We start from the raw sequence: 14,798 nt of genomic DNA, 5'->3' as shown, positions 1-14,798 counted from the left end.
TTTTGACCTTTTCATTATTTTCTTTTTCTACAGCAAACTCTACAATATCATTTTCCGTAGAATCCATATAAGCATGTAAACTAAATAACCCATGGACAAAGTCGGTAGGGTGGTGCTTTATAGTTTTGATTATTTAAGATCTTATATTATAGGAAAATATAGAATGGTGACCCCTACGGGACTCGAACCCGTGTTCCCACCGTGAAAGGGTGGTGTCCTAACCGCTAGACGAAGGGGCCTTAATTTTAAAGTAAGCAATATAGTTAGTCATACCGTGGCTATGACCACGGCATAACATTAAGTTAGAAGTTTTATATAACACCTTTGCAAATATTGCAAGTATAAAAATTATAGGTTTACCTTAAGCTTAACACTACCTTGATGACTTCTATAAAGTTTATTTAGATAATAATTATAATCCAACGAAATAGTAGTATTTTTGATATGTAATAGTTGAGATTATATCTTACATTTAGTAAAATAAATTAATTATTAAATGGAGATGAAAAATGAACTTAAATCAAAAAATAATAAAGCCAAAAATAGGGTTACTAGAACTAGCTAAGAGTCTTGGTAGCATATCATCAGCATGTAAAGCGATGGGCTATAGTAGAGATAGTTATTACAGATTTAAAGCACTGTATGAAACTGGTGGCGAAGAGGCATTATATGAAATTAGTCGAAGAAAGCCAATAATAGCGAATAGAGTTGATCCAGCGATAGAGAAAGCAGTAATGGATATGGCAATAGAATATCCAGCATATGGTCAGCTAAGAGTATCAAATGAGCTTAAGAAGAGCGGTATACTTGTATCGCCTGGAGGAGTGCGATCAATTTGGTTACGTAATGATTTAAACAATATCAGTAAAAGGCTTAAAGCATTAGAAGCAAAGATGGCTCAGGATGGTATTGTTCTTACTGAATCTCAATTACAAGTGCTAGAGGAGCGTCGTAATGAAAGAGAAGCTCATGGAGAAACTGAGACGCAGCATCCAGGTTATCTAGGATGTCAGGATACGTATTATGTAGGTAATTTCAAAGGTATAGGTAAGGTTTATTCTCAGGTATTTATTGATAGCTATACTAGGGTAGCTGATGCTAAACTATATACTGATAAAACAGCTTTAACTGCTGCTGATATGCTTAATGACCGCGTGTTACCATGGTACGAGACCCAAGGGATACCAATACTTCGTATTCTTACAGATCGTGGGTCAGAATATAAGGGAATATAGAGCATCATGCTTTTGAGTTGTTTCTAAGTATCGAAGGTATAGAGCATACTACAACTAAGGCATATTCTCCCCAAACAAATGGTATGTGTGAGCGTTTTAATAAAACCATGAAACAAGAATTCTTTGATACAGCTATGCGGAAAAAGATTTATACAGATCTTGATGATTTACAATTAGATCTTGATATTTGGTTAGAGCATTTCAATAATGAGCGACCACATTCAGGAAAATATTGTTATGGAAAAACTCCTATGCAAACTTTTAAGGATAGTAGAAAATTAGCTGTTGAAAAGAATAATGAAATCTTGTATCTTGAATACGTCTCTGACAGTCAAAATGTAACTGACAATCAGGTGCAAAATTTATAGTGTCTGTAAGATCAAATCTTGACTTCTACAAACCTGAAAAGCTTGATTTTATGCTGCGTCCACCGTTTGATTCATTCATAAAAGTGAAAGAAATTGAAGAATGGCGCACCCGAGAGGAGTCGAACCCCTAACCTTATGATCCGTAGTCATATACTCTATCCAATTGAGCTACGGGTGCCTAAGTTTGAAGTACTTATTTCTAAGCCTTATTTCTTGTTGCTAACATACGAAGAAGTATATATAAAAGCATAGCATTTGTCAAGAAACATAGAGTGTTCTTATGTTTCTCTGAATAATAAAATATAAAAAATTACAATTAATAGTTGAATTATCATATTATATATTGTATATAGAGGTTCATAAATTGATATGAGAAAAAAATGAATAAAATAAAATTAATCATAATTTACTTACTTTGGATTAATATGACTGCACAAGCAGACAATATATCAGAAAGTGCTAAAAAAAATTTAGCAGTAATTAACTCTTTAAATGTTGAGGAAAAGTGGTAGAAAGGTAATGTAATAAATTGTAAGTCGGGAGAAACTTTATTAGAGGAAACAGAAAAATATAATTCTCCTAAGTTAAAGCGTTTGACTCATTGTAGTTGTTTTGCGTATGCTGCTAGTGCAGCCTTGGGGCTTCCAAATCAGTCTCTACCATCCTGAAAGCGATAAAATTTTTATACCTTACTTTATCAAATAAGCAAGCTGAGTGGCTTGAAACAGACCGAATAAAGAACGGATGGCATGTTGTTAAAGCAGGAAATCGTGATGATAGTTTTATTCAAGCACAAAAATTTGCTAATCAAGGATATTTTGTTGTATCCGTATATAACAATGTTAATCCAAAAAGAGCAGGGCATATTGCCGTTGTAGTACCAAGTAGTAAGGATATAGAGAAAATAAAAAATGAAGGACCGGACACGGCTCAAGCCGGTAATATTAATTTTTCCTGTAGCTCTTTGAAAAAGGGTTTTAGGAATAAAAAAGATGCATTTAAAAACAACGAAATAAAATTTTATTATTATAAAATATAACAGATATCAGTAAGGTAACCGGACAGTTTTATTCTATGTCATTCCCGTGGGGCATTGCCTGTATGGATCGATTTCCTGTTGTCATACCGTGGCTTGACCACGGGATCCATAAATATGATAAAAAAAATACTAGTATTTTTAACTGGACCCAGCAGGTACAGGCTACGGGGTGACAATGGTGGAATCGATCTACGCAAGCAATGTCTTCCTGCAGCAGCGGGCATCCCCAGTGTTTTAAGTTATTTTTTTGGATACCGTGGTCAAACCACGGTATGACACAGTGGATTTTACTGATTCATGCAACAATGTCTTGCGGGAATGACGCCGATTTATGCAACAACGTCCCTGGTTTGCAGGAATGACATAATCAGCTTTTTTAGTTATTGGCTATTTTAGAGATTTATGCAACAGCATCTACCCATGAAATTTCTATGCTACCGACTAGATCCACTTGAGGAGTTTCGCTGTAGCTTGGTAAGTTATCATACACAAGATGAGCTAAGCCGGCTATTCGGTTTACTATCCCTGCTGTATTTTCATAAGCAAATTTTGCTGCTTCTATTCCTGTATAGTATTTTTTAATAACTCAAATGTGTTCTCCGGTGAATATGCAAGAGCTGTTCCAACACAAATCCCCATAGCAACTGTAGGATGAGCATAAAATCTCCATGCAGCCGTTGATATTGCTGCTTTTACAAATATTCGCATGATAATCTAATATATCAAGTATTGACAAAGTACTTACATTCTTTATAACATTGAAAATGTTTGTATTATGAGTATCAAACTAGATTCTTACGAACAAGATATTGAAGATAATTTTGAAAAGCAGCAAAAAATTGATGATAGAAGTGCAATAGCTTTGCTTCAAAAATTTGCAAAAGCACATCTTAGTAAAAAAAGATCTGTTACTATTAGGATTGCAGAACATGACATAGAAGCAATAAAAATTAAAGCTTCTACGCATGGTTTGCCTTATCAGACCTATCTTAATATGCTAATTCATTCAGACACTACTAAACTCTAAATATTATGACCAAGTATAGATATAATCATGAAAAGAACGTTAAGTTATTGAATGAGCGTGGTGGTATAGGCTTTGAAGAAATAATTCAGTCGATTGCTGACGGTAATTTATTAGATATTAAATTACATCATAATCAAGAGCAATATAAAGGTCAAAAAATTTTATATGTTCAAATGATTGCGCAAGTATATGCATACTTTATATAAAAGGTGATAAAGATGCTATTTTCCTTAACACTTTATTTCCTAGCAGAAAAGCAAAAAAGGAATTTTTAAAAGATAAGAAATAATATATGCGTTTTATAGAAGAATTTATAAATAAAGGATATTTCCATCAATGTACCGATTTGGATCGGTTAACTGCTATAACGAAAGAAACAAAAATAGCTGCGTATATAGGCTTTGACTGTACTGCTACATCACTCCACATCGGTAGTTTAATGCAGATAATGATTCTGCGATTGCTTCAGCAGCACGGGCATAAGCCTATTGTAATTATCGGCGGCGGTACGAGTAAAATCGGTGATCCTACTTGGAAAGACGAAGTGCGCAAAATTTTAAGCAAAGAAGATATAGCTAAAAATGCCGAAGGTATTAAAAAATCTTTGTCGAAGTTTATCAAATTCGGTGACGGTAAAAGTGATGCTATTATGCTGGATAACGCAGAGTGGTTAGATTCGTTCAATTATCTAGATTTTCTACGGGATTTCGGTAGCTATTTCTCGGTAAACCGTATGCTGACTATGGATTCGGTAAAACTAAGGCTTGAGCGTGAGCAGCATTTAAGCTTCTTAGAATTTAACTATATGTTATTGCAGGCCTATGATTTTTACTATTTAAGCAAGCATTACAATTGCAGCTTGCAGCTTGGCGGTAGTGATCAGTGGGGCAATATCGTAATGGGAGCGGATTTAATTCGTAAAATAAGCGGCAAAGAAGTATTCGGTATGACGACACCGCTACTTACGACTAGCTCCGGTGCTAAGATGGGCAAGACTGCTGCGGGAGCGGTATGGCTTAATGAAGATTTGCTAAGCCCGTATGATTATTACCAATATTGGCGTAACTGCGAAGATGCCGACATAGTTAGATTTGCCAAATTATATAGCGAGTTCACTCAAGAAGAGCTTAATAGGTTTGAGAGTTTAGCGGCAGAAGATATTAATGCAGCTAAAAAACAGCTTGCTTATGAGCTAACTAAGCTTTGTCACTCGGAGCAGGCAGCAAAATCAGCTCTAGAAACTGCAGTAAAGATATTTGAAGAAGGACAAATCGATGAGAATTTACCTACCGTTGTTTTAGAGCAGGAAGTATTACAAGCAGGTATTAGTGCATATGAATTATTTCATGAAGCAGGGCTTGCTACTTCTAAATCGGAAGCACGTAAGCTTATAAGAGGGAATGGTGCTAAGATAAATGATAGATTAGTCGCAGATGAAAATATGATAATTAACACTAATTTCTTACTCGATAAAAAAGTTATAAAGCTCTCTGCCGGTAAGAAAAGACATATATTGGTTAGGGTTTGAATATTTTTCTAGATTACCATGTTCCCTTCAGTTGCAGCATTATTGTATGGCTCAAATATATTATGTCTAATTGAAACTGTAACTTTCAATTAGACAAATTGTATATTTTCTATCTAATGGGCCCTTATAACATAAGTTAAATTCAAATTTAAACAGTAATGACTAAAATAAGGCTTGATGAATATTTGCTGCAAAAAGGTTTTGTAACAGATATTACCATAGCACGAAGTTTGATTATCCAAGGTAAAGTACATAATAAGCATGAGCAGTTAATTAAGCCTGGGATACAGGTTAATATAAATGACACCGACATTAAGGTAAAGCTACCGCAGCATAATTATGTTTCAAGAGGGGCATTAAAATTAATTGCCGCTTTGGATTATTTTAAAATTGATCCCGAAAATTTAGTTTGTATTGATATCGGTAGTAGCACCGGCGGTTTTACAGAAGTGTTACTTGAGCGTAAAGCAAAATTAATTTTTGCCGTAGATGTCGGTTATGGCGAACTTCATCCTAAATTACGCGATAATCCACACATTAAGGTGCTTGAGAAGACTAATGCACGATATTTAACCGATAAACAAATAATAACGAAGCCTGATTTAATTGTTTGCGATGCCAGCTTTATTAGTTTAACTACTATATTACCGACTGCACTAAATTTAGTTAAAGAAGATTGCATACTTATTGCTTTAATAAAACCGCAGTTTGAGGTCGAAAAGCATGAAGTAGAGCAGGGAGGAGTTATTAAAAATCCTCTCTTACATCAAAAAGTATGCGATAAAATCAAAGATTGGCTTGAGAAAGAGCATAATTTTAAAATATTCGGTATAATAGCAAGTCCAATACTAGGAGCTAAGGGGAATCAAGAGTTTTTAATATGCGGAAAAAGAAAAACGCTTATTTTTTGTAAAAGTTGAGATTATATCTTATATTTAGTAAAATAAATTAATTATTAAATGGAGATGAAAAATGAACTTAAATCAAAAAATAATAAAGCCAAAAATAGGGTTACTAGAACTAGCTAAGAGTCTTGGTAGCATATCATCAGCATGTAAAGCGATGGGCTATAGTAGAGATAGTTATTACAGATTTAAAGCACTGTATGAAACTGGTGGCGAAGAGGCATTATATGAAATTAGTCGAAGAAAGCCAATAATAGCGAATAGAGTTGATCCAGCGATAGAGAAAGCAGTAATGGATATGGCAATAGAATATCCAGCATATGGTCAGCTAAGAGTATCAAATGAGCTTAAGAAGAGCGGTATACTTGTATCGCCTGGAGGAGTGCGATCAATTTGGTTACGTAATGATTTAAACAATATCAGTAAAAGGCTTAAAGCATTAGAAGCAAAGATGGCTCAGGATGGTATTGTTCTTACTGAATCTCAATTACAAGTGCTAGAGGAGCGTCGTAATGAAAGAGAAGCTCATGGAGAAACTGAGACGCAGCATCCAGGTTATCTAGGATGTCAGGATACGTATTATGTAGGTAATTTCAAAGGTATAGGTAAGGTTTATTCTCAGGTATTTATTGATAGCTATACTAGGGTAGCTGATGCTAAACTATATACTGATAAAACAGCTTTAACTGCTGCTGATATGCTTAATGACCGCGTGTTACCATGGTACGAGACCCAAGGGATACCAATACTTCGTATTCTTACAGATCGTGGGTCAGAATATAAGGGGAATATAGAGCATCATGCTTTTGAGTTGTTTCTAAGTATCGAAGGTATAGAGCATACTACAACTAAGGCATATTCTCCCCAAACAAATGGTATGTGTGAGCGTTTTAATAAAACCATGAAACAAGAATTCTTTGATACAGCTATGCGGAAAAAGATTTATACAGATCTTGATGATTTACAATTAGATCTTGATATTTGGTTAGAGCATTTCAATAATGAGCGACCACATTCAGGAAAATATTGTTATGGAAAAACTCCTATGCAAACTTTTAAGGATAGTAAAAAATTAGCTGTTGAAAAGAATAATGAAATCTTGTATCTTGAATACGTCTCTGACAGTCAAAATGTAACTGACAATCAGGTGCAAAATTTATAGTGTCTGTAAGATCAAATCTTGACTTCTACAAATTAATCGTAACTTACAAAAAGTTAAAAAATTAGATACCGAAAAAATATATACAAGAAATTAGGGTAAATAACCGAATTACTTTGCTTGCTAAGCTCTATAAGCCGCAAAATAGTATACTACCCGGGGGTTATGATTTTGGTTTTTACGCTTATCTATCGGATATTGGAGCAAACGGCTATGCGATGTCTGAGCCGCAAATTATAGAACGTAATGAAACAAATTTTGATAGTTTTATTTATAGAGTGCGTTCCTATATTTATAATAATTTAATAGAAAAGATAAAGGGAATTTTGCAGCTGCAATATTACTTGGCAAGACAAAAGGTTTAAACAGGCAAATAATGCAGGATATGAGGCAAAACGGTATATCACACGTGCTTTGTGTTTCAGGATTGCATCTATCTTTAGTTGTGATGATTATTTTCCTTACTACAAGGTTTTTATTAAATCTTTCAAATTATTTGGCATATAATTTCAATATAAAATTAATCTCTGCTTATTGTTCGCTAATAGGAAGCTTTGGTTATTTAGAACTAAGCGGTATGCAAATAGCAGCGACTAGAGCTTTTATTACTGCTGCAATTTTTATTTACGGTATTATATTCATCGGACGCTCTTGCTTTCCCCTTCATTCACTTGCAATTGCGGCTTTTATAATATTATCGTTAAATCCCGAATATATTTTTCATCCAAGTTTCCAATTATCTTTTATCGCCGTATTATCGCTTGTTGCCGGTTATGAATTTTACTTAAAGAATTCATGGTTACTTGGAGAAAAGAAAGGCATTTTTGGAGCAGTAAAATTTTATACAGCCTCAAATATTTATTCAAGCTTCTTAGCAAGCATCATAACGGCACCTGTAGTAATTAATCAATTATTTATATTTGCTACTTACTCAGTACCAGCTAACCTCATTATCGTTCCGATAACGTCATTTTTTCTTATGCCTCTTGCTTTGTTATCTCTGCCTTTTACCATGATCGGGTTTGATAACTATATCCTAAAGCTTATGGGATTCTTTATTGATATAATAATAAAATCAGCCGCCTATTTTAATAGTTTACCGGCTGCTGTATAGTATTTCGGTTATATTACCAATTTCAGCATATTACTCTTTTTTATTCGGCTTTTTTGGCTTTGTATATGGAAAACTGCTTGGCGTTTGCTTGGTCTTGCAATCATGGCAATATCTTTTATATTTATGTCCTACTCCCCAAAGCCGGAATTAATATTTGATGCAAATCATATGGCGGTAGGCGTTAAAGATAGAGAAAATAAACTAGTAATACATGCTGATAAAATACCTGCTTTCAATAGAACTTACTGGGCTAATTGGTTTGGACAAAAAGATAGTATGGTGTTACCTTTAGAGAATAATATTTTTTAACCAACTACGGACAAAAAATTGTCATTAATAAAGATAATCATTGTGAGGAAGCCGAAATTCATATTAATCTCAATTATAAATCTAAATGCCGCGGGAGCTTAATAACGATTAATAAAGATTAAAAAAAAAGCCCTATTATACTTATCTTTTGCAATAAAAAGGAATGTACGTAAAATCTTAGTACCGGACTGTTCTTGTTCTATGTCATTCCCACTTGGCATTGTTGTGTGGATACTGAGTCGTTATTGCAAGCGACTGTAAGGAGCGTGGCAATCCAGAAAAATAATAAAAAAATGTTAAAAACTAGCATTTTTTACTGGATTGCTTCGTCAAAACTTACAGTTTTTCCTCGCAATGACGACTCAGTATCCACACAACAATGCCAAGTGGGAATGACATAAACGAGCCATATAACAAGGTCCAGTTTTTAGCTAGGATGACATCAAAGTCTTTTTAAAAACTATCCGATACTTTAGGTAAAATCAAATAATGCAAGTTACACACAAAATACTAAAAATCCCCTCAAAAGGATATAGAAAAATCTTGAGTCTCTTAAGTGAAAAAGGACAAGCAAGACTTATAGGCGGCTGCGTACGTGATGCGTTACTAGATCTCTTGCATAACAAAACTAATAAAGAGGAATTTGAAGGAGACATGGAACGCAGAATCGCAATGTACATAAACGTACGTGAGGATTCGAGTACCGGATCGACGTACAAATTACCTTTAGAAGCAAGTTATCCAAGAGATCGACTTGAGAAAGGTAGCCGCGATATAGATATAGCTACTAATTTGACACCTAGTGAAGTAACAAATATTTTATCTGGAGCTAAAATAAAAACTATTCCGACCGGTTTAAAATTCGGCACGATTACGGCTACTTTAAATAATGAAAAATTTGAGATCACGACTCTTAGGAAAGATATTGAATGTAACGGCAGACATGCCAAAGTAATATTCACCAACGATTTTGCCGAAGATGCCGCAAGACGAGATTTTACTATTAATGCTTTAAGCTATTGTCCCTTTAAGAACGAGATATATGATTATTTTGAAGGGTTTAAGGATTTGCAGCAGGAAAAGGTTGTATTTATAGGGGAAGCTCTAGATAGAATTAAAGAAGATTATTTGCGAATTCTACGCTTTTTTCGGTTTTCTAGCTATTATGCGAATCAGCTTGATGATGGCAGCTTTAAAGCATGTAAAGCTTTAAAAGACGGCTTAAAAACTTTATCACGAGAGCGAATTAAAAGCGAAATGGATAAAATTATTGTTTCAAAAAGAGCAGCACAAATTTTAAAAGCTATGTTTGAAATAGGAATATTAGAACTAATATTCTCTATCCAAAATTATGAAATAAAATTTTTTGAGCAGGCAAATGATTTTAAATTAGAATTAGTTACTCGATATGCACTCTTATTATATTGTCAAAAAGATTTAAATTTAAAGGTCTTTCTAGATTGGAAATTCTCAAAACATGAAGCAATGCAAATATTATCAATAACGAACTTTCTGAATGACGCTAAATTTAACATGAAAAAAATTTGGTTTGAAAAAAAGAATTATAAGGAATATTTATTAGCAGCTAGAATAATCGGTAAATTAAATCATTCACAAGTAAAAGAATTTATTCTTAAATATGATGCGTTATTACGTCCTAAATTCCAAGTAAACGGTAATGATTTGTTAAATATGAATATAGAAAAAAAAAGATAGGAACAAAACTAGAATATCTAAAAAATTTTTGGATAGAGCAGGATTTTAAACCTAGTAAATTAGAGTTGCTGGCGAAATTATGAGAGCTAGTACGTCAAACCGTCATTGCGAGGAAAAATTGAAAATTTTGACGAAGCAATCTCGTGCCAAAATCCTGAGATTGCCACGCTCCTTTCAGTCGCTAGCAATGACAATTTGGTATCAACGCAAGCAAACCTTCACAGAGATGACATACCTAGCATTACTATTCCTTACATTCCTCAGCCTTACTAGCTATGCTAAGCCTAAGATAGTTGTAAGTATTACGCCAATCGGCAGTATTGTTTCGATGCTTGTTAAGGATAAAGCGGATATCGAGAGCTTAGCTATTAGTAGTGACTGTCCACATCATTATAATTTAAAACCTAGTGATTTAGTAAAAGTCAAAAATTCTGATATAGCAATTTATATTAATGAACAATTTGACGGTTTTGCCGAGAAATTAATTGATAATCATAGCAAAAACATTATAAAAATCAGTGATATTAAATCTTTAACCACTATAAAAGATAATTGGCATATTTGGCTTGATCTTAATAATGCTGTGATTTTACTACAGGAATTTGCACAAATATTTAGTGAAAAATTTCCTGAACTACAAGAAGATATTAATAATAACCTTTCAACAGCACTTAAAAAATTAAATAAGCTACAAGAGATTAAAAATAATGAGCTTGCAACGATAAAAGACGTAATTTTATTAAGTGACAGTAGCGAGTATTTTTTTCTTAATACTAATATTAAAACTGCAAAATTATATAGCGAAAGTCAAAAAAGCCTCCGATATATAAGCAAGCTAGAAGATTTAATTAAAGAGTCTAATAACAAATGTCTTGTTTTAAGTAATGAACAAAATTCACGATTATACGACAAATTAAACGCTAAAATAATAATATTAAATAGCGAAAACTGGAATGTGCAGAATATAGGTTCCAACACTTTTCAGAATCAATATTTACAAATGATTTATCAAGTTAAAAAATGCATACACTAAATAGCGAAGAAAAGACAAAGAAGCTTGCAAAGCTTTTAGCACAAAGCTTAAAACCAAATGATATAGTTTTACTTAACGGTGACCTTGGAGCAGGTAAAACATTTTTTTGTCGTGAAATTATTAAATATTTTTGCGGTGAAAATACAAGCATTATAAGCCCTACTTTTAACTTACTGCAAACGTATAAAGCATCTAACTTCACTATATATCACTATGACCTGTATCGTCTTAAATCACCTGAAGAAATTTATGAACTTGGATTTGAAGAGGCATTAAACGGCAATTTTATTTTAATAGAATGGTCTGAAATTATTAAGCATTTACTTACTCCGCCTTTAATCGAAGTAAATCTAGAAGTATTAGATAATAATAAACGTTTATGTAGTATAATAACAAATCATAAAGAAAATTCACAAGAATCTTCCTTTATTTGTAATAGTTGAGATTATATCTTACATTTAGTAAAATAAATTAATTATTAAATGGAGATGAAAAATGAACTTAAATCAAAAAATAATAAAGCCAAAAATAGGGTTACTAGAACTAGCTAAGAGTCTTGGTAGCATATCATCAGCATATAAAGCGATGGGCTATAGTAGAGATAGTTATTACAGATTTAAAGCACTGTATGAAACTGGTGGCGAAGAGGCATTATATGAAATTAGTCGAAGAAAGCCAATAATAGCGAATAGAGTTGATCCAGCGATAGAGAAAGCAGTAATGGATATGGCAATAGAATATCCAGCATATGGTCAGCTAAGAGTATCAAATGAGCTTAAGAAGAGCGGTATACTTGTATCGCCTGGAGGAGTGCGATCAACTTGGTTACGTAATGATTTAAACAATATCAGTAAAAGGCTTAAAGCATTAGAAGCAAAGATGGCTCAGGATGGTATTGTTCTTACTGAATCTCAATTACAAGTGCTAGAGGAGCGTCGTAATGAAAGAGAAGCTCATGGAGAAACTGAGACGCAGCATCCAGGTTATCTAGGATGTCAGGATACGTATTATGTAGGTAATTTCAAAGGTATAGGTAAGGTTTATTCTCAGGTATTTATTGATAGCTATACTAGGGTAGCTGATGCTAAACTATATACTGATAAAACAGCTTTAACTGCTGCTGATATGCTTAATGACCGCGTGTTACCATGGTACGAGACCCAAGGGATACCAATACTTCGTATTCTTACAGATCGTGGGTCAGAATATAAGGGAATATAGAGCATCATGCTTTTGAGTTGTTTCTAAGTATCGAAGGTATAGAGCATACTACAACTAAGGCATATTCTCCCCAAACAAATGGTATGTGTGAGCGTTTTAATAAAACCATGAAACAAGAATTCTTTGATACAGCTATGCGGAAAAAGATTTATACAGATCTTGATGATTTACAATTAGATCTTGATATTTGGTTAGAGCATTTCAATAATGAGCGACCACATTCAGGAAAATATTGTTATGGAAAAACTCCTATGCAAACTTTTAAGGATAGTAGAAAATTAGCTGTTGAAAAGAATAATGAAATCTTGTATCTTGAATACGTCTCTGACAGTCAAAATTTAACTGACAATCAGGTGCAAAATTTATAGTGTCTGTAAGATCAAATCTTGACTTCTACAATATTATAACTTACTAATATTTTCCCTGCTTCTAATACTTCATTTTCAAAATCATCTTTATTGGAAAGAAGGAAATTATCTTCAAGAGGTTTATCTTTAAAATAAGGATGACTAAATGAATGATTAACCCATGTTATTTGTAAATAACCGTTTTCTTGTTGTTTTAATAACCATAAGAATTCTTCTGTATGCTTATTAATCCATAATCCTGAAACACATATAGCAATCGGAATAGGTTTATTTAGTTTGATCGATAATTCTACGAGCTTTTTAAAAAAATCTTCTTCAAAGCTTTTGGAAGAAGGACACATGTCAATTGTCAAGAACTGTCCTTTTACTTTATACATGCTACTCGTAGCACCGTAATTTTGTTGTATATAAGGTGTAGAGCTATATTTATTTAAAACTTTAATATACGGAGTTTTACTTAATTTTTTTAGAAGATTTTCTTTTTCTATTTTATTCGTAGGTAAAATTACCAGCTCTTGTAGGGCTATTTCAGTTTTAAAAGAATTCGGATCTACTAAAACGAAATATGATTTTTCATTATTTAAATAAGAACGAATAGCAATTCTTATTTTTTTATTTTCAGTAATTACAGGCAAAAATACCAGTTTATAATCAGTTATAATTACTGCTTTTTCACTTGCATAGCTTAAACTAAAAAACAATATTACAAAAATAAAACTTAAAATTCTTTTAATTTATTCGTCTCCATAACGCTCGTATAAAATTCCGCAATTTTCTCTTTTACAGCTAGAGGATCGTTCATTAAATTAACAGCACCTCTAAACTCTGCTGAATTCGGTAAACCGCTACTATACCAGCCAATATGCTTACGTGCAATAGGTACGCCCACAGATTCACCATAATAATCAAGTATTGCCTCATAATGCTCGGTTACGATATCTAGCTGCTCTGCTATAGAGGGAGCAGATTTTTCTTCACCTGTTTTAAGATAATGATCAATTTGTGAAATAAGCCAAGGTTTGCCATATGCTCCTCTACCGACCATAATACCGTCTGCACCGGATTTTTGTAGGGCTGCTTTTGCCTTAGCAAAATTAGTAATATCACCATTAGCAATAACCGGAATCTTTACCGATTCTTTAACTGATCGTATAAAATCCCAATCGGCATTACCGGAATAAAACTGGCATCTAGTTCTACCGTGAACGGTAATCATCTGAACACCTGAGCTTTCAGCAATTTTGGCTAAAGTCGGAGCGTTTTTCGTATTATCATCCCAACCCATACGCATTTTAACGGTTACCGGCAGCTTAACCGCTTCAACGGTAGCTTCAAAAATTTTAGCTGCCAGCTGCTCATCCCTCATTAGAGCCGAGCCTGAATAACCGCCTACTACTTTTTTCGCCGGACAGCCAAAATTAAGATCGATAATTTTTGCCCCCATACCCTCATTCATTTTAGCAGCTTCTGCTATCACATTCGGCTCACAGCCTGCTAGCTGTACGCAAGCACTTGTTGCATCATCACGCATAATGGCACTTTTTTTTAGTGACTGCCTAGATTCCACAATCATTGCTCTACTTGCTACCATTTCAGAAACTACAAGCCCTGCACCAAATCTTTTCACTAATCTTCTAAATTCCAAATCCGTAACACCCGACATTGGAGCTAGTATAATATTTGAAGAAAGCTCAATATTGCCGATTTTGATCATAAAAACCGTTATAAAAATAAACACTCATGATATCATAATTAAGTATTTTTGTCTAATATTAC

11 protein-coding genes, 2 tRNA genes and 6 pseudogenes are annotated in these 14,798 nt (G+C 33.5%); 14 read left to right on the top strand and 5 right to left on the bottom strand.

The window, feature by feature from the left end; genetic code table 11:
- Positions 1–164: 164 nt before the first annotated feature.
- Positions 165–239: transfer RNA gene (locus RPR_RS01020), tRNA-Glu, on the bottom strand.
- Between the two features lie 270 nt (positions 240–509).
- Here RPR_RS01020 and RPR_RS01015 point away from each other — a divergent pair.
- Positions 510–1,603 (top strand): annotated as a pseudogene (locus RPR_RS01015) (IS481-like element ISRpe1 family transposase).
- Positions 1,604–1,704: 101 nt separating this feature from the next.
- Here the strand turns inward: RPR_RS01015 and RPR_RS01010 are convergent.
- Positions 1,705–1,781 (bottom strand) — tRNA-Arg (locus RPR_RS01010).
- A gap of 202 nt (positions 1,782–1,983) precedes the next feature.
- Between RPR_RS01010 and RPR_RS09415 the strand changes: the two genes are divergently transcribed.
- Positions 1,984–2,115 carry a hypothetical protein gene (locus RPR_RS09415; RefSeq protein ID WP_016830838.1) on the top strand — a complete coding sequence of 44 codons (132 nt, stop codon included), beginning with the start codon at positions 1,984–1,986 and terminating at the stop codon, positions 2,113–2,115.
- A gap of 927 nt (positions 2,116–3,042) precedes the next feature.
- On the opposite strand, the pseudogene RPR_RS00995 reads toward RPR_RS09415, so the two are convergent.
- A pseudogene (locus RPR_RS00995) lies at positions 3,043–3,350 on the bottom strand (hypothetical protein).
- 67 nt (positions 3,351–3,417) lie between these two features.
- On the opposite strand from RPR_RS00995, the gene RPR_RS00990 reads away from it, so the two are divergent.
- The 12 genes and pseudogenes from RPR_RS00990 to RPR_RS00935 all read left to right on the top strand — a co-directional run bounded on the left by RPR_RS00990 (position 3,418) and on the right by RPR_RS00935 (position 13,022).
- Positions 3,418–3,669 (top strand): CopG family antitoxin, encoded by a 252-nt coding sequence (locus tag RPR_RS00990; RefSeq protein ID WP_085065594.1) that lies wholly within the window; start codon positions 3,418–3,420, stop codon positions 3,667–3,669.
- Between the two features lie 5 nt (positions 3,670–3,674).
- Positions 3,675–3,958: pseudogene (locus RPR_RS00985) on the top strand (hypothetical protein).
- Positions 3,959–3,961: 3 nt separating this feature from the next.
- Positions 3,962–5,197, top strand: coding sequence for a tyrosine--tRNA ligase (gene tyrS / locus RPR_RS00980; RefSeq protein ID WP_012736437.1), 1,236 nt, complete (start codon positions 3,962–3,964; stop codon positions 5,195–5,197).
- 158 nt (positions 5,198–5,355) lie between these two features.
- The gene (locus RPR_RS00975; protein ID WP_012736436.1) at positions 5,356–6,117 is read left to right on the top strand and encodes a TlyA family RNA methyltransferase; all 762 of its coding nucleotides are present in this window, start codon (positions 5,356–5,358) and stop codon (positions 6,115–6,117) included.
- A 52-nt stretch (positions 6,118–6,169) separates the two neighbouring features.
- Positions 6,170–7,264: an IS481-like element ISRpe1 family transposase gene (locus RPR_RS00970; protein WP_012736375.1), complete on the top strand. Its 1,095-nt coding sequence runs from the start codon at positions 6,170–6,172 to the stop codon at positions 7,262–7,264.
- A gap of 113 nt (positions 7,265–7,377) precedes the next feature.
- Positions 7,378–7,626, top strand: a complete 249-nt coding sequence (locus tag RPR_RS00965) for a hypothetical protein (RefSeq protein ID WP_085065593.1) — start codon at positions 7,378–7,380, stop codon at positions 7,624–7,626.
- A 20-nt stretch (positions 7,627–7,646) separates the two neighbouring features.
- A complete protein-coding gene (locus RPR_RS00960; protein WP_266105317.1) occupies positions 7,647–8,375 on the top strand; it encodes a ComEC/Rec2 family competence protein in 729 nt (242 codons plus the stop codon).
- A 102-nt stretch (positions 8,376–8,477) separates the two neighbouring features.
- A complete protein-coding gene (locus RPR_RS00955) occupies positions 8,478–8,684 on the top strand; it encodes a hypothetical protein (RefSeq protein WP_014362268.1) in 207 nt (68 codons plus the stop codon).
- A 489-nt stretch (positions 8,685–9,173) separates the two neighbouring features.
- Positions 9,174–10,483, top strand: a pseudogene (locus RPR_RS00950) (palindromic element RPE1 domain-containing protein).
- Positions 10,480–11,433, top strand: coding sequence for a metal ABC transporter solute-binding protein, Zn/Mn family (locus RPR_RS00945; protein WP_012736433.1), 954 nt, complete (start codon positions 10,480–10,482; stop codon positions 11,431–11,433). The pseudogene RPR_RS00950 and the gene RPR_RS00945 overlap by 4 nt, the downstream one beginning before the upstream one ends.
- Positions 11,421–11,876, top strand: coding sequence for a tRNA (adenosine(37)-N6)-threonylcarbamoyltransferase complex ATPase subunit type 1 TsaE (gene tsaE, locus RPR_RS00940; RefSeq protein WP_012736432.1), 456 nt, complete (start codon positions 11,421–11,423; stop codon positions 11,874–11,876). The genes RPR_RS00945 and tsaE overlap by 13 nt, the downstream gene beginning before the upstream one ends.
- 52 nt (positions 11,877–11,928) lie before the next feature.
- A pseudogene (locus RPR_RS00935) lies at positions 11,929–13,022 on the top strand (IS481-like element ISRpe1 family transposase).
- A 29-nt stretch (positions 13,023–13,051) separates the two neighbouring features.
- Here the strand turns inward: RPR_RS00935 and RPR_RS00930 are convergent.
- Positions 13,052–13,756 (bottom strand): annotated as a pseudogene (locus RPR_RS00930) (hypothetical protein); the annotation flags it as partial.
- Positions 13,741–14,736, bottom strand: coding sequence for a tRNA dihydrouridine synthase DusB (gene dusB, locus RPR_RS00925; RefSeq protein ID WP_085065592.1), 996 nt, complete (start codon positions 14,734–14,736; stop codon positions 13,741–13,743). The gene dusB and the pseudogene RPR_RS00930, both read right to left, overlap by 16 nt.
- Positions 14,737–14,798 lie beyond the last annotated feature (62 nt).

Source organism: Rickettsia peacockii str. Rustic (assembly GCF_000021525.1).
GTDB classification, from domain to species: domain Bacteria; phylum Pseudomonadota; class Alphaproteobacteria; order Rickettsiales; family Rickettsiaceae; genus Rickettsia; species Rickettsia rickettsii.
The sequence above is the reverse complement of the archived record's forward strand: the minus strand, read 5'-3'. Positions and strand labels throughout refer to the sequence as shown.